We start from the raw sequence: 23230 nt of genomic DNA, 5'->3' as shown, positions 1-23230 counted from the left end.
ACAAAAACAAACCCCATTTTGATTCAAAACGGAGTTTGTTTTTCATTTTATTTACAATTCAAAGTTTCTGACAGGAACTTTTTTCAGCCTTTGAAAAATCTAGTGTATAATAAAATTACAAGCCCTGCAGTAGCCGCGGAAAACACGCTGCTCACTGCTTTTTAAGTATTTTTAATCACAAGCCCCTCAATCACAACCGCCGCCTCCTCGCAGGCATTCATAATTTTTTCCAGACGCTCGTAAATATCCTTCCATTTAATAATTTCGACAGGGTCTTTTTCACTCGTAAACAATCGCTGGATAAGCGCACTATACAAGCGGTCCGCCTCAGATTCGGTCACTTTTACCTGATGGATATACTCCTTCAACAGCTTAGAATTCTTAAATTTCGCAAATTCCTTAGTCGCCCGTAAAACACCCTCAGTCGCAGTCACAACCAGCTGAACAAAAGTATCCGTATCCGCTTTCAGCCGACGAATCTGCAAATTTTCGAACGAATAAGTCGTCGCATTGATGCCGTCCAAAATATCGTCCAGCCGATTCGTAATCTCCACGATGTCTTCCCGGTCAATGGGCGTGATAAACGCGTCATACAGCTCATTGCTCGTTTCTTCAGTAATACTGTCTCCCTCATTTTCAAACTGATGAATTTCCTCCGATTTACTGAGGAATTTTTCCTTATTATATTCCAAAATCAGTTCCTGCAGCAAACCAGCCGATTTCACCGAATACTCAGCCAGTTTTTCCAGCGCCAAAAAATAATTATATTGCTTTTTCCGTGCCATTTAGTAATCCTCACTTTTAATTGAGCCCACACAGAGCCAAAGCTCCGGCAATTTTCACGCTTCAAACCGGGCGTGCTTCACATCTTGATTTAAAAAATACCAACAAATATTTTTGCCATCACAAAGGCAATAAGGCCGCAGCCCGGGAACGTCAGCACCCAGGCCATCAGCATATCTTTCACAATCCGCCAGTCGACACTGGACATGCGGTTCGCCGCGCCCGTTCCCATAATCGCCGTCGTCTTTGTATGCGTCGTTGAGACCGGAATCCCGAAAATCGAGGCCAGGAAAAGACAAATCGCCGTGCTCAAATCTGCCGCAAACCCCTGGTACCTTTCCAGTTTAACCATATCCATGCCGACCGACTTGATGATTTTCATGCCGCCAATCGACGTGCCGATGCCCATTGTCAGTGAGCAGAGCACCATTACCCAAATCGGAATAATAAAACCGTTTCCGCTTTTTTCCGCCAAATTATTATAAAAAAGTACCAGCATGAAAACGCCCATGAACTTCTGCCCATCCTGCGCCCCATGCAGAAAAGCATTCATACAAGCACTTCCCGCCTGACCAACCGTGAAAAAATAATTAGCTTTTCGCCGGTTAATGCTCCGGAAAATCAGAACAATCAACTTCGTCACCAGCCAGCCGCCGCCAAAGCCCATCATCGTTGAAACAATCAAACCCACAATCACCTTGAACCACTCGCCGCCGTTCACCGCGCCAAGCCCGCCCATTGCCAGCGCCGAGCCCGTCAAGCCCGCAATCAGCGCATGCGACTCACTCGTCGGAATCCCGAAATACCAAGCCGCAACCGCCCAGACCACAATAGAGAAAAGCGCCGAGGCCAGTGCCACTTTCGCAGCATTTCCAGCACCGTCAAAAGACACCATATGACTAATCGTCTCCGCCACCTGTGCATTAAAATAAGTCATCACAAGCGCACCCAGAAAATTCATCACGACCGCCATCCAAATCGCCGTCTTCGGCTTCAACACACGCGTAGAAACAGCAGTTGCAATCGCGTTCGGCGCGTCTGTCCAGCCATTCACAAAAATGACCCCCATGACCAAAGAAATAGTTACAATTAACGCAATACTCAAGCTTCCACCGCCAATATTCTTTTTCATTATTATGATAACATAATAATGCGTTTTCAGCTAGGAAACTTTCATCTGTGAATGAACACGAAAGTTATAAAATGAAGTTGGACACTTTTCCAACTTCATTTTATAACTTTCGATTAGCACAAAACACGGTAAAGTCTTGACTTCACCGCTAAAGATGTGGCCATTGTCGGATGACTCAGGGCATCTCTTTTTTATATCTAGAATAAAATAGAAATATATTGCACCAGCATAGCATTTCAAGCACAAAATTCTGCCGCAAAAATTTCAATCAGCAGAACGTACACTGGTCCAGACACTTATTATAAGACAAAAGAGCCTCATAATCCGGGACAAACACAGCCTCTTCGTCAGTGCCTGCTTCCCGGGCCAGCGTAATACGACCGTTTGCGCCGGTAAAAACAAGAGTCTGACCGTCTTTGCAAGCCAGCTGGTCAAGAACTGCTTGAGGCAGTGTGACCTGACCATTTGAATTCACTGTTGCTCTTGCAACAAAATTTTCGACATTTGACATTTTAACCTCCAAAGTCAACCATAACAGGCAGCTGTTTAATCTGCGGGTCTGAAATTCCCGCCATAATCACCGAGCAGTGATTCACAAGGAAATCATCCGCCAGGCTCGAAATTTGCTGAGCCGCTAATTCCTGCCGGATTCTCGCACATATCGCTTCAATCTGTGCAATTTTCTGCTCACCGGCTTGACAATTATTTGGACAATCAATCAGTTTCTGAAGCATTTCTTTCATTTCCGGCAGCCGCTCCAAATCGTCCAGACCGCGGAACATCCACTTGTAATAAGGCATGTACTTTCGATTTAACAAATAAAGCGTAGAAAGCACACCCTGTACAAATTCATTGCAGGTGATGAAAGCCGCCTCCTCATCCTGACGTTTTATACAGCGTGTGTAATTATACTGCCCGGCCTGTGACAGTTTAAAGACACTGGCAGCCAGCTTCTTCAGCCGCACATCCTCCGGATAAAACTCGCGCAGCCGCTCCCTGACCCGCGTAAACTCGCCGTAGGCATCCTCAAAAACCTTCCCGTTCACGGCCGTCAGCAAGTGCGAAGACGGAATCGTCAGCCAGTCAATGTTCGTCTCCGGGAGCTTTCCGATATACTGATGGAAAAAGCCAGAGATGGAGAACACGCCTACCCGATGCGCTCCTTCGCGCGTCTCATTTCGCTTGCAGCCCATGAATTCCCCAGGCAGCTCATTCTCGTAGGCCGTCTGCAGCTTGGCACCAATTTTTGCATAAATATCATCCGGCAGCCAAAGGCAAAATCCTGGCCCAAAGTCATGGTCACGGGAGAACTCATCATCGTAGCCCAAGCACTCCGAGCCCTCTCCCGCCAATCCTGCTGCGATGTAGGGCAGATACTCAGAAAACTCCCGCTCCAGCATTGGTTTTCCGACAGAATAATAATATTTCTCACTTAAGTCAAGCCCGAACGAGCCCGTAACCGGCGTATTCTTCAGCGCTTCGCTAAACACCTCTAAATCGCTGTCTTCAAACTTCGACAGCTTCGCCCGAATGCTCTGCGCTGCAGGACTCAACACACCATAAGCCTCACTGACCATCGCCAGCGCCTGCTCAAACATCTGCTTCGATTCCGTATATTTATGCTGTGCAGAATAAAGCTCGCCCAGCGCATTCAGCGTCTGGCTATAATGAATATTCGGCTTCACCCCGCTCCTCTGCGTGAAAATCTGCTGAGCCTTGAGCAGATTCGCCTCTGCTTCCGCATAATTATTCATCCGCAGATAAAGCGTGCCCAAAGTCGTATAAGTCGTGGCGGTTTCGGTAAAAGCCTTCGGCTGCCCTTCAATCAGCTCAAGCGAGCGCCTGGCATAGCTCAGAGCCAATGCGTACTGCCCTTCGGCACCCAGTGCCGCACTAATATTGTTATAAAGCGCAGCTCTCTGAAAGTCAGGAACCTCAGCCAACTGACTGTAAATTGCTTCCGCCTGCTGATAATAGCCGACCGCCTCATCAAACTGCTTCGCCTCAGAGCACACACTCGCCAGATTAATCAGCGTCGTCGCATATGGAGCCGACGACTGCATGTTCATCTCGCGCATAGTAGTCAGTGCCGCATCATAGACCAGTTTTCCGGCTTCGAACTTCCCGGTAACCCGATACAAGCCGCCCAGCTCATTAGCAATCGATACGAACAAATTCCGGTCACCCTGCTGATTCGCCTCTTCCAAAGCACTTAAAGCATATTTCTCAGCCGCAGGAATCCCTTGCATTTTCAGTAAACTGTCAAATTTCTCAAAAAAATTTTCAGCTGCCATCACATTCTCTCTTCCGCCTCATCCAGTGAAGCGTAACCGTACATTTGCACCATAATTGTACGAATTTCCACGGCAAGATTGCCGCCGCGCGCCTTTTCCTCACGAACAAAGTCCAGAAAAAGCCGCAGCGTTTTCGCTGAATAAGTCCTCAGCTCGCCCGTCGCATAAGTCTCGATAGACGCAAATCGCACATCAAACTCAGAAGTGTTCAATTTTCGGCCTTTTGTACAAATCTTCGGATATTTTTCCTGCAGTTTTTGCTCACAATCCAGCAAATAGTCCACAATCTCACGAATCATCTTTGCCAGATACGGATTCGGCCGGGGCAGAAAATCTGCCAGATTTGCCTTATAATAAGCCGAATCGGACAAAGACATCATATATGCGTATTTTTCCAGCACAAGATTGCGATTTTCGTCCACTGCCCGCTTCAAGTCCTGCGTATAACTAAGTAGCAGCGCCTCCGGCCAGGGGGCATAATTACTGAAGCGCATGATATAGAAGGTCCCGTGGTCATTCTGGCACGCCGCACGTCCATCCAGTCCCCGCACCTTCTGGAGCATTTCCCATTCCATCTGGACAATTTCATCAATTATGTCTTTATTTTGCATGCAAAGCCGCCATGGTCATGTAGTTATAGGCCTGATTAAAGTGCGGCAGGAAGAACAGGTCTGTCAGAGCGAACTTGTCAATCGTCACGCCCTCCTGAATCGCCAGCGAGAACATATTGATATTCCCCACTATTATGTCTGACCGACTAGCCATCTGACAGCCGACAATCCGCCGGCTCGACTTCTCATACACAATGCGGATTTTCACCTCATCATTGTGCGGCATAAAGCCCTCCATCTGCAGGTCCTCGTAGTCAGTATAACCGACTACCATTCCCTCTTTCGCCGCTGCTCCCAGCGACAGACCCGTCGAGACCAGATTCAGGCCGAAGATGGAAATGCCGTTTGAGCCTTGTACACCGATTGCCTCCAGAGCCGTGCCAGCCGCGTTATGCCCCGCAACAATACCAGAGCGAACCGCATTTGAAGCCAGCGCGATATACGCCTCCTTATGCGTTGCACCGTCATAAATCGTCGTACAGTCGCCCGCTGCATAAACATCCGTATCTGACGTCATATTATGCCGGTCTGTCAGAATTGCCCCATTCTTCATAAAAGTCCGCAGATGCTCTCCTCCGAGCGGATTATTCGGCAGGAAACCGATACAGTTGAGCACCAGGTCAACAGAATATTGGCCTTTATTGGTTTTCAGCCCAGTCACACGACCATTTTTCCCCAGAAACTCCGTGGCTAACTCGTCATAATGCAGCTCCAAGCCGTTTTCTGCAAGATTTGCATCCATTTTCACGGCAAATTCCGGGTCATAATAACTTGCCAGCGAAGTTTTCGCCGCATCAAAGAGAATCACCTCTTTCCCTCGCCGCTTGGCCGCCTCAGCGATTTCCGTGCCGATATAACCCGCGCCAATCACTGCCACGCGCTTCACTGCCGGATTTGAGAACTCTGTATCAACAGCTAGTCCCTCCTGATAAAGCTTCAGGAAATGAATCCCGTCAAGTTCCTTTCCAGGCAGATTCGGCACAATCGGACGCGAACCCGTCGCCAGAATCAGCTTATCATACGAGACAAAACCAGCCGAACCGTCTTTTTTCACATAATGGACATTTTTACTGCCATAGTCCACATTCGTGACATTCGTCTCCATCAGGACTTCCGCCCCTTTTCGCACAAAATCCCCAGGCTGTGCATAAAACATACCATTCGTCGTGGGCACCTGACGCCCCGTCCAAATCGCCGTCCCGCAGCCCAGAAAACTCATGTTGCTGTTGCGGTCAATCATAGTCACATCAATCGCCGGGTAGTTGTCCAGCAAAACGTTTGCCGCAGCAATTCCTGCGTGGTTTGTTCCGATAATTACTACTTTCATTATACAAAATCTCCTAAAATGTTCTTTTTTCCCTGATGCATCTGTTAATATTTGTGAAAATTATTAATTCTGTCCATTATTTATTCATTCATTCATATCTGGTGAAGAGATTGGGATGATAATTTCCGTGACAAACTTATTCGTTGAGCTCGTTGTCCAGTAATCAATGACATAGCGCTCATAACTTTCATCATGAATCTTGTAATGATGTGAATCCGCATACTCGCGCATTCGCTCATAAGTCTGCTCAATCCCCTCCAAATCACCCAGGTGATAACAGCTCAAGCCCATAAATCCGCCGTAAACAATCATCTTTTCCGGATATTCGAGCGCCTGCAGACACTCCTGCAGAATCGTCGCCCTCTCGGCCTTTCCCGCAATCTTCTCCCGCCAAGAATCAAACTTTAAAATAATCGGGCCCGTAATCTCCCAATCCATCTTTTCCAAATGCTGCGTCCAAGCCAGATTGATGCAGGACTGCCGGAAATTATAGCTGTATGACTGCTCCAAAGAGCAATAGCTGTTATCCGCAGGATAATACTTCATGTTCACACTCGGCTCTTTCTGGCAAGCCGCCATACTTCCTTCATGAATCAGCTTCGCCCAGTCCTTTGAAGCAACATAGGAATTATAAATCACTACCTGTTTTTTCTTAAGCACCTTCATCCTCTCCAGTAAACTGTCATAATGCTCAAGACAAACCGATGATTCAATCAAATTCTTTATCTCATTCAGCCCAAAACCCAACTGCTTGTAATATTTAATAATCGAAATACACTCAAGCGTCGCCTCATCATAGTAGCGATAGCCTGTCTCTTCATCAATTTTTTTAGGCACAATCAAGCCGCAATCTGCATAAAGCCGCAGCGTTCGCGTAGACACACCGCAAAGCTTTGCAGCAGTGCCGATTGAAAACAATTCGTCTGACATCCCCTCCCCCTTTCTTTAAAATGGCGTTCATAAAATGGCTTGCCGCCACTAAAACGCTTACATTGTATTAATTATAAACCTTCACATAACGATAAAGTCAAACGGTTTTTATTAAAAAGTCCTAAAAATAAAGAAATCAAACAGATATAATAAGTGTGTATAAATTATATTTACAAATTCTGTCTAAATGTCTTTAAATTCAAACAAAACTTTTTGAAAATAATTTGTGATTTTTGAACGCTGCGTACACCTCTTTAATTTATTAGAAAATTTTTTCGAGTCTTTTCAGCAGGTAAACTGAGTTTATGCGCCAATCCAAACTTTGTTGTTTTAAAAAAAGCTTTACCTAGAGGCAAAGTTTTTTCGAAAGAGTGAAAAAATAAACAGTGTCGGCAGAATTACCAGCACCGTTTAACATTAAAATATCTATTAATTATAAGTAGGAATGATGAATGCGCTGCCCACCACCGAAACATTTGAACGATAAGTCACATTCGGATTATTATTATAATTCGCTTCTCTGACATTTACTGTACCATCAGCATTCACACTCTGAATAACTGCCACGTGACCATAAGGATTTCCTGCTTGCGCTGGCGAGAAGACAACAATCTCATTCGGAGCTGGTTTATCTGTGTTCGCATAGGCAGCCCAGTTACCCGCGTTACCCGAATATATCCGAAGATTGGGACCCAAGATTTCATAGACTCCCCATGTACATTGGCCCGCATATTGCCACAAAGGATTTCCGCTGCTAGATGAAGATACGGTTGGCACTAAAGTTCCAGTGTCAGTAACGCTAACAGCAGGCGCAGAACCAGTGCTGCTTGATGAAGACTGTGAAGTCTGTGTTGATTGTGACGCTGCCTGCTGTTGTGCCGCCTTTTGTGCTGCAGCATCTTCAACAGCTTTTTGGGCAGCAGCCGCAGCCTGAGCAGCCGCAATTTCTGATGCCTGCTGAGCCAGCAGCTGGTCCTTCTCTTCTTGAGTAGAAGCGATAGTTGCGCTATAAAGAGCCTTAGCCGCTTCTAAATCATGCTGCTGCACAGCCAATTGCTTCTGAAGGTCCGTCGCTTCTTTATAGGCTTTTTCGTTTTCAGCCTGTTTTGTCTCAAGTTCAGCCTTATCCTTTTTCTGCTGTTCCATCATATCACTGTTAGCTTGAACAACCTGGGACATAGCCGTCACTCTTTGAAGCGCATCAGTCATTGACTTCGCGTTCAAAACAGTATTAATATAGCTTGTAACACTTCCATTAGTCTGAGCACTGCGCGCCTGTTTTTTCAAAATTTCATTACGCTGAATAATGACTTCTCTTAGCGCATCAATTTGTGCTGTCGTTGCCTCACTTTCTGTCTGCAATTGAGCAGCACGCGCATTCGCAGCATCAACAGAAGCCTGTATCGTATTCAAGGCCGCTTGAGCTTCCGCAGAGCTTGCCTGGGCATTCGCAATCGTTGCCTCCGCAGTGGCGATTTTATTGGCCGTTGTGTCTGCGTGGGCGATAATCGGTTGGGTTATAGGGGTAATCGGAGCCAGTGCTGACAAAGTAACAGCTGAAAGCATCACACCAGAAAATACTTTTTTCTTAAAAGACATTGATTTTTCTTCCTCTTAAAGTATACAGATATAAAAACAACTGCATTTATTGTAACATAGTTTTGAGTCTGATAGTATTACGATAGCGTTACAACTTGCTCAAAATTAGAAAACACTAATCGCTAATTTCTCTTTCCTTAATATTTTTTGTAAGCAATTTTTCACGTATATAAATAAACAAACGATGTCAGCATAATCACTAACATCGTTTTTTGTAAAATTACTTTTTTATAGAGCAATGAACGAAGCACCAGCTGTAGAAACATTTGAGCGGGCAGTCACATTTGGATTATAATTATAATTAGCCTCCAAAATATTAACTGTGCCGTCAGCATTGACGCTTTGAATAACAGCTACGTGACCATAGCCATTTCCTGCAGCTCCTGGTGAGAAGACGATAATTTCACCTGCGGCTGCGGTAGAAGAATTAGCGTAAACCGCCCAATCACCTGCATTTCCTTGATAAATAGGCATGTTCCCGTTAAGAATCTCATAGACACCCCAAGTACATTGTCCTACTGGGTATGGATTTCCGGCAGCATGTGAAGTAGATACTGTAGTTGTTACTGAAGATGAGTAACCTCCGCCATTTCCGCCAGTACTTACCGAGCTTGTTGAAGAGCTACTATTGCTTGAGCTGGATTGTTGCGCAGCGGCCTGTGCAGCCGCCTGCTCTGCTGCACGTTGAGCTGCTGCTTCTTCAGCAGCTTTCTTATCAGCGGCTGCTTTTTGAGCTGCCGCAACCTCTGCTGCCTGCTGAGCCAGCAGCTGGTCTTTCTCTTCTTGAGTGGAAGCAATGGTTGCTTGATATAGGGCTTTGGCAGCTTCCAAGTCATGCTGCTGAACATTCAACTGTTGCTGGAGCTTTGTTGCCTCGTCATAGGCCTTAGCATTTTCAGCTAGTTTTACTTCCAGATTCTGCTCATCCTTCTTCTGCTGCTGCATCATGTCATTGCTGGCTTTGACAACCTGCGACATGGCCGTTACTTTTTGAACCACATCAGTCAATGATTTCGCATTCAAAACAGTATTGATATAGCTTGAAATTGTACCATTGGTCTGCGCGCTGCGCGCTTGTGTCTTCAAGCTTTCACCACGCTGCTTTATTATCTCATTAAGCGAATTAATTTGTGCAGAGGTCGCTTTACTTTCTTCTGTCAGCTGAGCCACTCGTGCATTGGCTGCATCAACGGAGGCCTGCAGTGTATTCAAAGCGCCCTGCGCTTCAGCAGAGCTTGCCTGGGCATTGGCAATCGTTGCTTCTGCGGCGGCGATTTTATCGGCTGTTGTGTCTGCGTGGACGATAATCGGCTGGGTTATAGGGGTAATCGGAGCCAGTGCTGATAGTGCAACTGTTGACAGCATCACACCGGAGAATATTTTTTTCTTAAAAGACATTTACTATTTTTTCCTCCAAAAAGTTAGATAAACGGATAACTGTTATTATTATAACACAAATCGCTTGTTTAGAATGTTACAGCTTTTTTACGATTTTCTTTTATGATGTTTACAGTTTAAGCGTTTTTTTCGCGGATTCTGGCTTTCCGGCTTGATAAAAGCTTTCTAGCGGCCATTGCAGGATGACGGCTAAAATAATGTTCAAAACTAGTGTGGCAGCGAGTTCTTTGAGGACAAAATCCAGCGGGCCTATGGTGGCTAAGCCAAAGCCGTATTCGATGCCGAAGCTTGCGGCTTCAAATGTAAAGACAATGATGATGATTGTAAAGATGCGTGTCCAGCGATTTTGAAAGACGGTTTCACGGATTTCATAGAGAAATAGGCTTATCAGGGGGAAAATTGCGGCGGCAATGCCGATGACGCCTAGAAAATAGCTGTCATAAATGATTCCCAGAGCGGTGCTCATGATTAAAAGATAGGTCAAGTGGTGCTTCAAGGTGCTGTACATCAGAAAAATCAGGAAAAAATGTGAAACTGGGAAGATGAACTGTGAAAATGTGTTTGCCAAAAAATTGCTGAATTGGCCGTCAATCAGCATGAGGCAAAATAGGATGATTGGACTGAAAAATTGGAAGGCCCAGCGGCTCATAGTTCTCCTTTGAATAGTGTTCGTGTCAGCGCTCTGCTTTTTTTGACATTTTATTTCTCAAGTTCGCGGTGCTTAGAATTTTCGAGCTTTTTTTGGACACCTACGAATATTTTGTCTGTTTATTTTCTGCTCACAGCCGAAACAACTTGCAGGTTATAAAAGTCGGAAGCCGGCTTCACATAGATTTGAGCGGAATAAGTTGAGCTGCCGGTCTTGATTTCGTCTACGGTGCCCAGCAGCAAATCGCTTGGAAAGACACCGTCTAGGCCTGATGTCACAACGTTGTTTCCTTTTGTGATGTCCGTCAGTGTTCCCATGTTGGAAATCACAAATCGATTTGTCTTTTTGTCAAAGTCCATCAGAAAACCCGAGTTTTCGCCGATTTTGATGGAAATTTTATTTGACAAACTGTCAGAGTTTGTAAATAAATCGACTTTACTTGTGGAAGTATTGACTTGTCCGACGACACCGATGATTCCGCCGTTGGCCATGACGAGTGTTTTTTCTGCCAGGCCGGAGCTGCTGCCTTTATTGATGATGAGCGTGTCGTTCCAGCTTGCTGGTGTGCGGCTGATGACTGACGCATTAATCAGATGGTAGTCTATCAGTGAATTCTGCAGCTGGAGGGCGTCTTGCAGCTTTTTATTCTCATTTTCAAGCGCTGCTAGTTTCTGCTGGTCTACTGTCAAATCGGCCAGCTTTTTCTTTAGGCTCTGGTTCTGCGAAAAAGCATTCAGCGCGTTGCGGAAATCATTGACTTTTGATTTGAAAAAATTCCCCGGCGCGGCCAAAAGGCTGTCAGCTGTGCCTGTGCCGTCATTGATGACTTTTATGAAAGCATTGGGCGTGCTGCCGCTGCTGTAGGATTTGGCAGTTATCGTGATGGCGGTCATGCTTGCTATGATAATGAGCAGGCCGATGACGACAATTTTACTGAAGTTAAACTTTTTCATCTTGTTTATTTTAACATTTCTCAGGATATTTTGTTAGAATATAGGAAATGATGAACGAAAATATTCCTGTTTTTGGTGAAAAAGTAAATGGTGCAGTCTATAAAGCACGCTACGGTGTTTACGCGATTGTTGAAAAGGATGAGCAATTCTGTCTCGTTCAGGCGCCGAATCATGAGTTCTTTCTGCCCGGCGGTGAAATTGAAGCTGGCGAAAATCATGAGGAAGCGCTGAAACGCGAACTCCTTGAAGAGTTGGGCGCTGACTGCGAAATCGGTGATTTTCTCGGCCAGGCGGATGAATATTTTTATAGTTCACATCGTGACCAGCATTTTTATAATCCTGCCTACATTTACAGCTTGGCTTCGGTCAATTTTGACAAGGCGCCGCTGGAGGATTTTAATCAGATTTACTGGTTTGATTATGATGAGGCACTGGATAAGCTTAAGCGCGGCAGTCATAAGTGGGGACTGGAAAAATATCATCGTATTGGAGGAAGATAAAAGAGCGCCTGAAGAAAGAGGGAAATGAAACCGTGACAATTTGTCACAGTTTGATTGTAGACAAAGTCCGTTGGACATTGTCTCTTTTTATGCTCTGGAGTGCTGTAAAAGTGCGATGACAATGTATCAAGTGAACTGCTCCGCACTGTTCATTTTTTCTATTTTTGACCAAAAAGCTCATGAATTCAGCATTCATGAGTTTTTCAAATAAGGAGGCGTTTTGTTATTTCTCCGTGATGTTCTGATTCTCTGCCTCTGCTTTCTCAGTCTCAGACCGGGCTTGTTTCCACATCTGATAGGCCGAGAAGGCTGTGTAAGCAATCACAAGAAGCAGACAGATGTAAAAGATGATATTGTAGACAGAAAAGAGCTGACTGTCCTGCACGGCTTTCATGACGGACTGGCCCAGCCAAATTGCACAAACAATAGCTGTCAGTCCATATAATCGTGATTTTTGTGTTGAATTTAATTCTTTATTCATATCAGTTCTTTCTGCGCTTTGAATAAATATCAATGGCGACAGCCAGGAGCAGTACGAGTCCCTTAATCGTTTGAATCAGCGCAGAGTCTACGCCCATGATTGACAGACCCTGGTTGATGACGCCGATGACGACGGCACCAATGACAACGCCTGGAACTGTACCGATACCGCCGGTTACAGCGGTTCCGCCGACGAAACATGAGGCGATGGCGTCCATTTCAAATGAGGTACCTGTGGAGGCTGAGGCTGAGCTCAGGCGTGAGAGCATGGCAATGGCTGCGATGGATGACAGCAGGCCCATATGAACAAACAGGGCAAAGTCGACGCGTTTTGTGTTGATACCTGAAAGCATGGCTGCGCGACGGTTGCCGCCGACTGCATAGACGTGACGTCCAAAAACGGTTTTTGTTAGGATAAAGTTGTAAATGAGAACCAGAGCACCGACAATCACCAGCATGATTGGAATCCCGCCTTGTGTAGCGTTGCCTGAGGATGCAAATTCATACGTCAAGAATATAATCACCAGGGCAGCTATCCCTATCTTGGCATATGAGGTGGACAGCGGTTCAACCTCAAGTCCAATCTTATCGGCTTTCTTGCGGTTATTGAGTGTTGACCAGGCAAAGGCTGCGAGAATCAGAATTCCAACGACGATTGTCAGGCCGTCAAAGGGCCCCCAGAAGCCCAGAACATTCGGCAGATAATTCGCCGCTATGGAGTTGAAGGACGAGTTGTTCACTGGAATTGAGGCGTTAATCATGGTGGTTGCGAGACCGCGGAAGACCAGCATGCCTGCGAGGGTGGTGATGAAGCCGGGGATTCCGACAAATGCGACCCAGAAGCCCTGCCAGATGCCGATGGCGATACCAATCACGAGACCGACGAGGATTGCCAGGAACCAGTTCAGATGCATGTCCTGCATGAGCAGAGCGACGCAGCCGCCGATAAATCCGACCAGTGAGCCGACGGACAAATCAATATGCGTGGCGATGATGACCATGACCATGCCGACGGCCAGGATGATAACGTAGGCGTTCTGCTGAATCAGCTGTACAACTGTGTTGGGCTGGAGCAAAAGTCCGCCTGTCAGTATTTGAAAGACAATGATGATGACAATCAGCGCACCGACGATGCCGTATTGGCGCGCATTTGCGGCAAATGATGCAATCAGGCCGTTCTTTTTTTCTTTCGTTTCCATAATTATGAAGCTTCCTCCTTTGAATGACTTTCTTCGCTGACATTATCAGCTGACAGCGGCGGTATTTCTTTTTCCTGAGTCATTCCTTTCATCAGGTATTCTTGACTGAATTTTTCTCTTGGGACTTCGTCTGTGACGACGCCTTGGCTGACGGTGTATATCCGGTCGCAGATTCCGATGAGCTCGGGAAGTTCAGAAGAAATCACAATGACTGCTTTGCCTTCATCGGCCAATTGGTCAATGATTTCATAGATTTCGTATTTTGCGCCGACGTCAATGCCGCGGGTCGGTTCATCAAGGATTAGGATGTCCGGGTCTGCGATGACCCATTTTGCCAGGACGACTTTCTGCTGATTGCCGCCGGAGAGGTTTGACACGCGCTCTTCGATGTTCGGTGTTTTGATGTTGAAATCTTTGCGGTATTTTTCCGCGGATACGCGCTCAACGTTGTCGTCCATGATGCCGTGTTTTGAGTGTTTCAGCAGGGCAGCCATTGATGTGTTTTCGCGGATGTTCTGCAGCAGGTTGAGGCCGTAAGCTTTGCGGTCTTCTGTTGCGTAAGCAAGCCCGGCGTCAATTGCTTTGCGTGTGGTTGAGGTGTCGGTCTCTTTTCCGTGAATGTAGACTTTGCCGGTGACGCCTGAGCCGTAGGAGCGGCCGAAGACGCTCATGGCCATTTCTGTCCTTCCTGCGCCCATCAGGCCTGCGATGCCGACGATTTCTCCGGCACGCGCATGAATATTGGCATGGTCAACGATGACGCGCTGCTGGTCTAGCGGATGATGCACTGTCCAGTCTTCAATCCGGAAGATTTCTTCGCCGAGTTTCGGTGTGTGCTCCGGGTAAAGGTTGGTCAGTTCGCGTCCGACCATCTTGTGAATGAGTTCGTCCTGGTTAATCGGATGTTCCTTGCTGTTTTCCATCTGGCCGACGGTTGACCCGTCACGAATGATTGTGACATTGTCTGTGACGGCTTCAATTTCGTTTAATTTATGTGAAATAATAACAGATGTGACATCGTGGTTATCTCTTAAATCACGGAGAATGTTCAGTAAATGGGCTGAATCTTCGTCATTCAGGGCTGCTGTCGGCTCGTCCAGAACGAGTAATTTGACATTTTTAGACAGAGCCTTGGCAATTTCTACCAGCTGCTGCTTGCCTACGCCGATGTCCATGATTCTGGTTTCCGGGCTTTCCATCAGTCCGACACGTCCCATGACCTTAATTGCGTCTGAGCGTGTTCTGTTCCAGTCAATCACACCATTGTGCTGCTTTTCGTTTCCCAGGAAGATATTTTCGGCAATTGAGAGGAACGGGCTCAGTGCCAATTCCTGCTGTATGACGACAATTCCAAGCTCTTCTGAATCCGATATTTTTTTAAAATTACATTCTTTTCCTTCGAATAAGATGCGCCCTGAGTATGTTCCATAAGGATATACGCCAGAAAGAACATTCATCAGCGTTGACTTTCCAGCACCGTTTTCACCGCAGATTCCGTGAATTTCTCCGCGGATAATGTTCAAATTGACATCTGTCAGAGCTTTAACGGGGCCAAAAGTTTTTGTGATGTTCTGCATCTGTAAAATCATATTAGAATCTGACATTTTACACTCCATTGTGCTGTATTTTTATTGAGCCACTTATTAGTTTTGGCCGCTCAACATCCTTTCTGCAAGGATTGTTTATACTTTTAAGTAAAAGCTTATACCCGCCGAGAGAGCGTTTCAAGCGGGTATAAGCAATATTCTCAGCGCTCAAGGTCATTCGATAATTGGCGCTGAGATGTCTTTCTGATACTGTTCTTCAGTGATGAAGCCGGTTTCTACTTCAAAGTGCAAATCTTTTTGGTCACCTGTAGGGTTTTTGACCAGTTCATCGGACTGCATCAGCCAGGTTGGAACTTTCTTGTTGCCGTTATCCATTGGGTCTTCAGTTGACTTAGGTGTCTTGCCGGCTGCAATGTCTGTCAAGAGCGTTGTGGTCTGTTTTGCCAGCAGTGAAACGTCCTTGAAGACAGTTTGTGCCTGAGCGCCGAAGGTGATGTTGGTGATGGCAATGTCCATACCGTCCTGACCCGTGATAACAGGCCAAGCCGACTTGTTGTCAGGATTCTTTGAGTCAAAAGCAATTGACGGGGTCATGTCCGGACGTGCACTCTTGATTGACTTCATGACACCGAGTGAGATGGCATCATATGGCGAGAGCACGGCTGCCAGAGGCTGGTCGCCAAGCTTCGTCATGACGGCATCCATCTGCTTCTGAGCCTGATTCTGGTCCCAAGCGTGGACAGAAATCTTCTTCCAGTCTGCATTCGTTGTATCTTTCGTTACAAGTCCCGATGGGTCAACCAGCTGGCCGGATTCAAAGTAAGGTTTAAGCAAATCCCAAGCCCCCTTAAAGAAATAAGGCGCATTGTTGTCATCGTCCGAGCCCGCAAAGAGTGCGATATTGTAAGGTGTTGTCTTGCCTCCGCCGTTCTTAAGGTCGAGCTTGTCAATAATCGTGTTAGCTTCAAGAATACCTGTACGTTCCAGGGCGAATGTGACATAGTAGTCAACTGAGTCCGTATTCATAATCAGACGGTCGTAGGCAATGACGGTTGCTCCGCTGTCCTCGGCTTGTTTCACTGCAGGGCCTACGGCCGTGCCGTCAACTGAGGCTACAACAACGGCTTTAGCGCCGGCAGACACCAGGTTGTTGATATCGGTAGACTGCTGTGAAGTGGAGTTGTTGGCATAGGCCAGTTTGGTCTTGAAGCCGGCTTTTTTAAGGTCTTTGACCAGATTGGCGCCGTCAACGTTCCAGCGCTGGTCGGCTTTGGTCGGCATTGAAATCCCGACTAAATCACCTTTTTTCAGCTCAGTGTCAGATGAGGAACCGCCTCGGCTTCCTGATGAAGAGCTGCAGGCTGTCAAACTTGAAGCAACCATGAGACCAGCGGCTGCAAGCATGGCTAGTTTTGTTAGTTTTTTCAATTTCATTTGAAATCACTCCTTTTTGTGTTGGCGCTACAAGCGCTCACTTTATTTATTTTTCCCAAACCTCCAATTGGATTAGAAAACTTATTAATTTTACCTATTATCCTAGGTTAACGTAGGTCAGTCCAAACAGGTTGCAGAGGTCCTGCAGCTGTTCTGAGTCAATCTTGAAGGATAAAACTGTATGATGTCCGCCGCCTGTGCGCATCCATGCTTCCGCGCCGGGCTTCAAGCCCATCTTAGGTGTCCAGAGCTGCTTTGCCACTGGTAAATATGGTGTTTCTTCCTCGGGTTTATTTCCCGAAACATCGTAGGAAATCAGCTTGAATTCATCGCCGTAGTCGGCCATTGTAATGTCGACGCCTTCAACATCAGCCATGCCGGTAAAGACGAGGCGCGCGGGGTCATCTTTGCCGCCGATGTCCAGCGGATGGACCTCTACGCGCGGACGGTCCGAGGCGATGGAGGGGTCAACTTCCAGCATGTGCGAGCCTAGAATGGCTTCGTGGCCTTCGCGGAAGTCCAGCGTGTAATCTTCCATGAAGACGGTCTGCTGATTGTGCGACATGATTTTGAAGAGGCGTACCAGTGCGGCTGTTTTCCAGTCGCCTTCGCCTGCAAAGCCGTAGCCTTCAGCGAGGAGCATCTGTGCTGCCAGTCCGGGCAGCTGCTCTAGGCCGACCAGGTCTTCAAAGTTGGTTGTAAAGGCACTGTAGCCTTTTTCGTCCATAAACTTTTTCAGTGCCAGATACTCGCGCAGCTGATATTTCACATTGTGCTCAAATTTTTCGGGTGTATTTTGGCCTTGAACGTAATCATATTTTTCTTGAAGGTCAATGTAGAGCTTGTCGACTTCTGCTGCTTCCACTGCATTGACGTATTCTACAAGGTCGCCGACGCCCCAGTAGTCGACGGTCCAGCCGAATTTAATCTGGGCTTCGATTTTGTCGCCGTCTGTGACTGCGACATTGCGCATTTTGTCCGCAAAGGTTACGACTTTAATCTTGTAGGATTCATTGTAGGCAACTGCAACGTCCATCCATTTCGCGATTTGAGACTGAATTTCCGGATTGTTCCAGTGGCCGAAAATGACTTTGTTATGCTTGCGCAGACGCGCGTTGATGAAGGCATATTCTCGGTCGCCGTGCGCCGACTGGTTGACATTCATATAGTCGAAGTCAATGCTCGAATAAGGAATGTAGTCCAGGAACTGGGTTGCCAGATGCAGCAGGGGCTTTGTCAGCAGCTGCGTGCCGCGAATCCAGTTTTTAGCTGGTGAGAAGGTGTGCATCCAGGTGATGACGCCTGCTACTTTATCTTCAAAGCTGGCTGTTTTCAGGATTTCAGTGATGTTTTCAGCTGTCGTTCCGACGATTTTGAAAACAATCGGATAGGGCAGGCTTCCAGAGGCATTCATTTTATCTACAATTTCTCTGGAATCTTCTTCTACCTTGGCAAGTGCCTCAGGGCCGTACAGAAACTGTGAGCCGGTCACAAACCAGAATTCTTTTTCAGACATAATACAAATTTTCTCCTTATTTCTCATTATTTTGTCCGTAATAAGCATCTTTTCCGTGCTTACGCAGGTAGTGCTTATCCAGCACACGCTGAGGCAATTCTGTCGCGTAACTGTTGATTTGCCGCGCAAGAAGGTTCATCTTGCAGATTTCTTCAAGCACCACGGCATTGTAAACAGCTTCTTCAGCATTTTTCCCCCAAGTAAACGGGCCGTGGCCATGAAGCAGAATCGCCGGCACATCCATGATGTCAAGCTCTCGCTCCATAAAGGTTTCAATGATGATGTTGCCGGTTTCGTGCTCGTAGCCTGCGTCAATCTCTTCCTGAGTCAGGTAGCGCGTGCAGGGCACGGGGCCGTAGAAAGTATCCGCATGCGTCGTCCCCATCGGCATGACATCCACACCTGACTCTGCCCAGGCCGTCGCCCAGGCCGAATGCGTATGGACAATTCCGCCGATTTCCGGGAATTTTTTGTACAAGACGGCGTGAGTTGGTGTGTCCGACGAGGGATTCAAAGCTCCCTCAATGACATGTCCGTCAAAATCGACCACCACCATGTCAGAAGGGGTTAAATCCTCATAACTGACACCGCTGGGCTTGATGACGAAGCAGCCCGACTCATGGTCTCTGGCTGAGACATTTCCCCAGGTAAACTTGACCAGACCGTGTTTGGGCAGTTCCAGATTCTGTCGCCAGACTTCTTCTTTGAGTTTTTCTAACACTGGCTTATACTCCTTCCTTTAAGGCCTCAACCGCTTTTCGCTCAATGTCTAGGCCTGCTGTATAACGTTCAATGAAAATGTTGTAACTTTCGATGTCTTCCTGCGTTGGGGAAATTGTTGTTCCTGCGGCGTTCTTGAAGACCTGACTTTTCAGATACTGGTTCAAGTCCGTCTCAGTGGACCCTTCAAAGGCTGCGAGTACAGCCATTCCCCAAGCGCCGCCCTCACCTGCTGTCTGCATCACGGTGACTGGCGTTTGCAACGCCGAAGCCAGAATCCTTTGTCCGACTTCCGGTGTTTTGAAGAGGCCTCCGTGACCGACCAGTCCCTCAATCTGGATGCCTTCCTGGTGAAGAATGTCCATGCCTAGGCGGATGGCACCGAAGGCGCTGGCGATATGTACTTTCATGAAGTTTGCCAGGTTCAGACGGCTGTCGGCCTGCCTTACAAAGAGAGGACGTCCTTCCGACAACTGTGTGATGTTTTCGCCTGAGAAATAGCCGTAGCTCATTAAGCCGCCTGTGTCTTTGTCGGCTTCGAGCGCTTTGTTGAATAGCAGGCTGAAAATTTTGTCGCGCGGGATTTCAATGCCGAGAGCGGCTGTGTACTCTTCGAAGAGTTTAATCCAGGCGTTGATGTCGGATGAGCAGTTATTGGCGTGCACCATTGCGACTGGATGGCCGTTCGGCGTGGTTACCATGTCGATTTCCGGATAAACTTCGGATAGATTTTTCTCCAGAACGACCATTGCAAAGGCGGAGGTTCCGACGGAAATGTTTCCGCTGTGGACTTCAACGCTGTTGGTTGCGACCATACCTGTGCCTGCGTCCCCTTCGGGCGGGCAGAACGGGATGCCTGGCTCCAGATTTCCTGATGGGTCAAGCAGCTTCGCACCGATTTCTGTCAGCGCACCCGCATTTTCCCCGGATTGTAAGACTTTCGGGAGAATGGACTTCAGTGACAGGCCATTTCCCAAGGCTTCAAACTTCTCGATGAATTTTTCGTCATAGTTTTTGCTTGCCGGGTCAATCGGGAACATGCCTGAGGCATCGCCTACGCCTAGGACTTTCTCGCCGGTCAGCTGCCAGTGAATGTAACCCGCCAGGGTCGTGAGGTAGCTGATTTGCGGGACGTGCTCCTCTTTGTCAAGCATCGCCTGGTAGAGGTGCGCGATGCTCCAGCGTTCCGGGATGTTGTAGTGAAAGAGTGCGGTCAGTTTTGCCGCCGCTTCGGCTGTGGTTGAATTGCGCCAGGTTCTGAACGGTACCAGCAGCTTGTCCGCGTCGTCAAAGGCCATGTAGCCGTGCATCATTGCGCTGAAACCGATGGAAGCGACGCGCTTCAGCGTCAGCCCGTACTCTTCCTTTACCTGCGTCGCAAGTGCCGCATAGCTCTGCTGCAGTCCTTCCCACATTTCGTCCAGCGAATAGGTCCAGTAGCCGTTTTCCAGCTGATTCTCCCATTCATAGCTGCCGGACGCGATGGTCTGGAAATCTGAATCAATCAGAACTGCTTTGATGCGGGTTGAGCCGAATTCTATGCCGAGATATGTACGGACATTTTCTATTTCTGAGGCAATTTCCGCCTGAGTTCTTCCCATTGTATCCTCCATTTTCATTGTTTTTCTTTAGAGATAACGCTTACATAACATAATATAACACTTACATACGTACATGTCAAGTGTAATGGAGCGAAAAATTCACAATTTTTTATCTTTGTATACGTACAAATTGCATGGATTCAATCATCAAGCCCTGATTACAGCGCATTCTCTCATGCGATATTAATATTTACCAATTAATTATAGTGTAACACTTATCACAATGGAAATCTTTCCCAAATCATGCCAATCATATGAAAGCCTTTCCAGAATCACGACAGCAAATAACATTTTTCTCATTCTCTTGTACGTATAAACTCTGTATTTAATTGGGCCCAGCCTCACAAGACAAATTTCGCTCAAATAGGTATGTATTTTCGAACAAAAGTCTATAATATGTATGCGCATTGTGCTATAATGTAATTTAATAAAAACACGAAAGAAGCCGCCTTGACGAAGCCAAAATACCAAAGCATTGCAGACGCAATCCGCGAGAAAATCCTCTCCCGACAATACCCGCTCCGCACTGCCATCCCAACCGAGACACAACTTCAGGCAGAATACCACGCCAGCCGTGACACTGTTCGCAAAGCCGTGACAATCCTTGTCAACGAGGGACTTTTACTGCGCAGAAAAGGCTCCGGCACCTACGTCAGCGAAATCCCGGAGCCAAAGCCTGAATCGGCAAACAGCAGCGGCAATAAGACAATCGGCCTGATTACCACCTACATCTCCGACTACATCTTCCCCTCCATCATACGCGGCATCGAGCAGGAACTAAAAGAAAAAGGCTACTCGCTGATGCTGTCAAGCACAAACAACGATTACGCCCAAGAGGAAAAATGCTTAGAAAAAATGATTGATTTCGGTGTGGACGGCCTTATCGTCGAGCCCACCAAAAGCAACCAGTACAATCCCAACCTTGCAACCTACGTCACACTGCGCGAGCACAACATTCCCATTGTCATGATTAACGCCGTTTACGACGAGCTCAACACTCCTTTTATCTGCGTAGACGACGTCGAAGTCGGCTTTCTTGCCACCAAAAACCTGATTGACAATCAGCACAAAAACCTGCTTTTAGTCACAAAACTCGATGACCTGCAGGGCAAACTCCGCATGAAAGGCTTCATCAAAGCCTGCGAAGAAAATCACATCCAGATTTTCTCTGATTCCATCATCACCTTCACCACCGAAACCCAAAGCAGCGTCTATAGCAAAGTCCTCAACCGGCTGAAAAAATACCCGGAAATCACAGGAATTGTCTGCTACAACGACAACATTGCCAATACCCTCTGCGGCAGACTGATGGAACTCGGCTTTGACATTCCGGAGGATTATTCTGTCGTCGGCAATGATGACTCGACTCTGAGCCGCGTGGGCGGCGTCAGTCTGACGACTACTAAACATCCGAAAGAGCTCATGGGTATTGCCGCGGCCGACTGGATTGTCAAAACGATTGAAAACGGGAAGCCTGAGGCGAATATTCTTTATGAGCCGCAGCTGATTCAGCGGAATTCTGTGAAGCGGCTGTAACCAAAAAAATCCGCTAATCTGCGGATTTTTCAATATCAGTCTAAATTCAAAAGCCACTAAGGAAGGTGAACTACGCACCGTTCAGTAGCTGTTAACTAGAGTATAACAAAGAAATCACAAATAACCTTTCGCAAAGAACGGACAATCGTCATAAACCTTTTCCCTCTGCTTGTCTGGAATATTGTAGGGGAAAGCCGCAGAGCAATTTGAACACAAAATTTTACTTCCCTAATATTTAATACGTATTTTTTCCGACTGACAACGTGTCGCTGGCCAATTTGAAAATGAGAACTTTCCCAAAATCACAGTTGATTATCACATTTCTTTGAAAAGTTTGAAAATTCTTTTGCTGACCTCCATTTCTTTGTCTATGAAATAGAAATGGTTCCCCGAAAACTTTAAAAACTTTACTTTATTAAAAGTGTAATTGCGCCAAGATTCTATGCCTTTTTCATCAATAAATACGTCGTCTGTTCCGTAACTGACTATCAACGGAACATCAATTGCCCTCCCATCATTCCGATAATGGTTGATTGCTAAAAGGTCGTTTTCTAATGGTGGAATAGCAAAATCTAAAAACTTTTTATCCTCTGTCATTGCCAAGGGAATCATTTCTGTCTTTTCCAAAAGTTTTCTTAAAAGGCGAAATCTTTCCTCTTTTTTCAAATTAATAAGATTAACTGGCTGGTTTTCAAAATCGAAAGATGAAATGATTGCAAGCACAATCTTTTTATTGTTAAAAAACGATGCCGTTTTTAGATAATCATATGCAATCAGTCCCCCCATCGAATGGCCAAAAAGAATGATGTGCTCTTCATCGAGTTTTGAAATAGTATTCTCTAAAGCGCCAGAATATTCTTGAATTGTAGTATTTGGTTTTCCTTTGAAAAAAACGGGCCTATTGGGATACTGAATTATCTCACAATTAAAATAAAGAGAAAATGCTTTCTGTAGGCGGTTATACATCAAAGGATTTCCACCAGCGTGCGGCAAAATCAGTATTTTTGTTTTTTCCATTTTT

21 protein-coding genes are annotated in these 23230 nt (G+C 46.5%); 2 read left to right on the top strand and 19 right to left on the bottom strand.

All coding sequences use genetic code 11. The features are described 5' to 3' along the window. Positions 1-161: 161 nt before the first annotated feature. The 11 genes from ACYQ2E_RS07275 to mreC all read right to left on the bottom strand — a co-directional run bounded on the left by ACYQ2E_RS07275 (position 162) and on the right by mreC (position 11676). Positions 162-785, bottom strand: coding sequence for a DUF47 domain-containing protein (locus ACYQ2E_RS07275; protein ID WP_460017406.1), 624 nt, complete (start codon positions 783-785; stop codon positions 162-164). Between the two features lie 89 nt (positions 786-874). Continuing rightward, positions 875-1915: an inorganic phosphate transporter gene (locus ACYQ2E_RS07270; RefSeq protein ID WP_460017405.1), complete on the bottom strand. Its 1041-nt coding sequence runs from the start codon at positions 1913-1915 to the stop codon at positions 875-877. 268 nt (positions 1916-2183) lie between these two features. After that, positions 2184-2426: an AbrB/MazE/SpoVT family DNA-binding domain-containing protein gene (locus ACYQ2E_RS07265; RefSeq protein ID WP_460017404.1), complete on the bottom strand. Its 243-nt coding sequence runs from the start codon at positions 2424-2426 to the stop codon at positions 2184-2186. A 1-nt stretch (position 2427) separates the two neighbouring features. Beyond that, entirely contained in the window at positions 2428-4209 is a 1782-nt protein-coding gene (locus ACYQ2E_RS07260; protein ID WP_460017403.1) for a DUF4037 domain-containing protein, read from the bottom strand. Then, positions 4209-4820 (bottom strand): DUF4125 family protein, encoded by a 612-nt coding sequence (locus ACYQ2E_RS07255; RefSeq protein WP_460017402.1) that lies wholly within the window; start codon positions 4818-4820, stop codon positions 4209-4211. The genes ACYQ2E_RS07260 and ACYQ2E_RS07255 overlap by 1 nt, the downstream gene beginning before the upstream one ends. Further along, entirely contained in the window at positions 4810-6147 is a 1338-nt protein-coding gene (gene nox / locus ACYQ2E_RS07250) for a H2O-forming NADH oxidase (protein WP_460017401.1), read from the bottom strand. Before nox ends, ACYQ2E_RS07255 begins: the two co-directional genes overlap by 11 nt. An 84-nt stretch (positions 6148-6231) precedes the next feature. Continuing rightward, complete coding sequence (locus ACYQ2E_RS07245; RefSeq protein WP_460017400.1) at positions 6232-7077, bottom strand: MerR family transcriptional regulator; 846 nt, start codon at positions 7075-7077, stop codon at positions 6232-6234. A gap of 429 nt (positions 7078-7506) precedes the next feature. Continuing rightward, positions 7507-8676: a CHAP domain-containing protein gene (locus ACYQ2E_RS07240; RefSeq protein WP_460017399.1), complete on the bottom strand. Its 1170-nt coding sequence runs from the start codon at positions 8674-8676 to the stop codon at positions 7507-7509. A 228-nt stretch (positions 8677-8904) separates the two neighbouring features. Further along, a complete protein-coding gene (locus ACYQ2E_RS07235) occupies positions 8905-10074 on the bottom strand; it encodes a CHAP domain-containing protein (protein WP_460017398.1) in 1170 nt (389 codons plus the stop codon). A gap of 109 nt (positions 10075-10183) precedes the next feature. Further along, a complete protein-coding gene (gene mreD / locus ACYQ2E_RS07230; RefSeq protein ID WP_460017397.1) occupies positions 10184-10723 on the bottom strand; it encodes a rod shape-determining protein MreD in 540 nt (179 codons plus the stop codon). Between the two features lie 119 nt (positions 10724-10842). Further along, positions 10843-11676 carry a rod shape-determining protein MreC gene (gene mreC, locus ACYQ2E_RS07225; RefSeq protein WP_460017396.1) on the bottom strand — a complete coding sequence of 278 codons (834 nt, stop codon included), beginning with the start codon at positions 11674-11676 and terminating at the stop codon, positions 10843-10845. A 47-nt stretch (positions 11677-11723) separates the two neighbouring features. On the opposite strand from mreC, the gene ACYQ2E_RS07220 reads away from it, so the two are divergent. Then, positions 11724-12176: an NUDIX hydrolase gene (locus ACYQ2E_RS07220; protein WP_460017395.1), complete on the top strand. Its 453-nt coding sequence runs from the start codon at positions 11724-11726 to the stop codon at positions 12174-12176. Positions 12177-12399: 223 nt separating this feature from the next. On the opposite strand, the gene ACYQ2E_RS07215 is transcribed toward ACYQ2E_RS07220, so the two are convergent. From ACYQ2E_RS07215 to ACYQ2E_RS07185, 7 genes are all read right to left on the bottom strand, one after another. Further along, the gene (locus ACYQ2E_RS07215) at positions 12400-12657 is read right to left on the bottom strand and encodes a hypothetical protein (RefSeq protein WP_460017394.1); all 258 of its coding nucleotides are present in this window, start codon (positions 12655-12657) and stop codon (positions 12400-12402) included. A gap of 1 nt (position 12658) precedes the next feature. Next, a complete protein-coding gene (mmsB, locus tag ACYQ2E_RS07210) occupies positions 12659-13855 on the bottom strand; it encodes a multiple monosaccharide ABC transporter permease (protein ID WP_460017393.1) in 1197 nt (398 codons plus the stop codon). 2 nt (positions 13856-13857) lie between these two features. Then, on the bottom strand, positions 13858-15459 hold the full coding sequence (locus ACYQ2E_RS07205; protein WP_460017392.1) for an ATP-binding cassette domain-containing protein: 1602 nt from the start codon (positions 15457-15459) through the stop codon (positions 13858-13860). Between the two features lie 156 nt (positions 15460-15615). Next, positions 15616-16836 (bottom strand): substrate-binding domain-containing protein, encoded by a 1221-nt coding sequence (locus ACYQ2E_RS07200; RefSeq protein ID WP_460017391.1) that lies wholly within the window; start codon positions 16834-16836, stop codon positions 15616-15618. A 97-nt stretch (positions 16837-16933) separates the two neighbouring features. Beyond that, the gene (gene araA, locus ACYQ2E_RS07195) at positions 16934-18352 is read right to left on the bottom strand and encodes an L-arabinose isomerase (RefSeq protein WP_460017390.1); all 1419 of its coding nucleotides are present in this window, start codon (positions 18350-18352) and stop codon (positions 16934-16936) included. A 16-nt stretch (positions 18353-18368) separates the two neighbouring features. Then, on the bottom strand, positions 18369-19073 hold the full coding sequence (locus tag ACYQ2E_RS07190) for an L-ribulose-5-phosphate 4-epimerase (protein WP_460017389.1): 705 nt from the start codon (positions 19071-19073) through the stop codon (positions 18369-18371). Positions 19074-19077: 4 nt separating this feature from the next. Continuing rightward, positions 19078-20673 (bottom strand): xylulokinase, encoded by a 1596-nt coding sequence (locus ACYQ2E_RS07185; RefSeq protein WP_460017388.1) that lies wholly within the window; start codon positions 20671-20673, stop codon positions 19078-19080. A gap of 450 nt (positions 20674-21123) precedes the next feature. On the opposite strand from ACYQ2E_RS07185, the gene ACYQ2E_RS07180 reads away from it, so the two are divergent. Continuing rightward, on the top strand, positions 21124-22209 hold the full coding sequence (locus ACYQ2E_RS07180) for a substrate-binding domain-containing protein (RefSeq protein ID WP_460017387.1): 1086 nt from the start codon (positions 21124-21126) through the stop codon (positions 22207-22209). Between the two features lie 315 nt (positions 22210-22524). Here ACYQ2E_RS07180 and ACYQ2E_RS07175 read toward each other — a convergent pair whose 3' ends face one another. After that, positions 22525-23226: a thioesterase II family protein gene (locus ACYQ2E_RS07175; RefSeq protein WP_460017386.1), complete on the bottom strand. Its 702-nt coding sequence runs from the start codon at positions 23224-23226 to the stop codon at positions 22525-22527. Positions 23227-23230 lie beyond the last annotated feature (4 nt).

Source organism: Lactovum odontotermitis, assembly GCF_054658595.1.
Note: the sequence above shows the minus strand (reverse complement) of the source record. Positions and strands in the feature narration are given on the sequence as shown.

Bases quoted from the DNA above. Each gene is read 5' to 3' on its own strand.
- ACYQ2E_RS07240 (WP_460017399.1), bottom strand. From the start codon at position 8,676: ATGTCTTTTAAGAAAAAAGTATTTTCTGGTGTGATGCTTTCAGCTGTT.
- mreD (WP_460017397.1), bottom strand. From the start codon at position 10,723: ATGAGCCGCTGGGCCTTCCAATTTTTCAGTCCAATCATCCTATTTTGC.
- ACYQ2E_RS07260 (WP_460017403.1), bottom strand. From the start codon at position 4,209: ATGGCAGCTGAAAATTTTTTTGAGAAATTTGACAGTTTACTGAAAATG.
- mmsB (WP_460017393.1), bottom strand. From the start codon at position 13,855: ATGGAAACGAAAGAAAAAAAGAACGGCCTGATTGCATCATTTGCCGCA.
- nox (WP_460017401.1), bottom strand. From the start codon at position 6,147: ATGAAAGTAGTAATTATCGGAACAAACCACGCAGGAATTGCTGCGGCA.
- ACYQ2E_RS07215 (WP_460017394.1), bottom strand. From the start codon at position 12,657: ATGAATAAAGAATTAAATTCAACACAAAAATCACGATTATATGGACTG.
- ACYQ2E_RS07175 (WP_460017386.1), bottom strand. From the start codon at position 23,226: ATGGAAAAAACAAAAATACTGATTTTGCCGCACGCTGGTGGAAATCCT.
- mreC (WP_460017396.1), bottom strand. From the start codon at position 11,676: ATGAAAAAGTTTAACTTCAGTAAAATTGTCGTCATCGGCCTGCTCATT.
- araA (WP_460017390.1), bottom strand. From the start codon at position 18,352: ATGTCTGAAAAAGAATTCTGGTTTGTGACCGGCTCACAGTTTCTGTAC.
- ACYQ2E_RS07235 (WP_460017398.1), bottom strand. From the start codon at position 10,074: ATGTCTTTTAAGAAAAAAATATTCTCCGGTGTGATGCTGTCAACAGTT.
- ACYQ2E_RS07275 (WP_460017406.1), bottom strand. From the start codon at position 785: ATGGCACGGAAAAAGCAATATAATTATTTTTTGGCGCTGGAAAAACTG.
- ACYQ2E_RS07245 (WP_460017400.1), bottom strand. From the start codon at position 7,077: ATGTCAGACGAATTGTTTTCAATCGGCACTGCTGCAAAGCTTTGCGGT.
- ACYQ2E_RS07255 (WP_460017402.1), bottom strand. From the start codon at position 4,820: ATGCAAAATAAAGACATAATTGATGAAATTGTCCAGATGGAATGGGAA.
- ACYQ2E_RS07200 (WP_460017391.1), bottom strand. From the start codon at position 16,836: ATGAAATTGAAAAAACTAACAAAACTAGCCATGCTTGCAGCCGCTGGT.
- ACYQ2E_RS07220 (WP_460017395.1), top strand. From the start codon at position 11,724: ATGATGAACGAAAATATTCCTGTTTTTGGTGAAAAAGTAAATGGTGCA.
- ACYQ2E_RS07185 (WP_460017388.1), bottom strand. From the start codon at position 20,673: ATGGGAAGAACTCAGGCGGAAATTGCCTCAGAAATAGAAAATGTCCGT.
- ACYQ2E_RS07205 (WP_460017392.1), bottom strand. From the start codon at position 15,459: ATGTCAGATTCTAATATGATTTTACAGATGCAGAACATCACAAAAACT.
- ACYQ2E_RS07270 (WP_460017405.1), bottom strand. From the start codon at position 1,915: ATGAAAAAGAATATTGGCGGTGGAAGCTTGAGTATTGCGTTAATTGTA.
- ACYQ2E_RS07265 (WP_460017404.1), bottom strand. From the start codon at position 2,426: ATGTCAAATGTCGAAAATTTTGTTGCAAGAGCAACAGTGAATTCAAAT.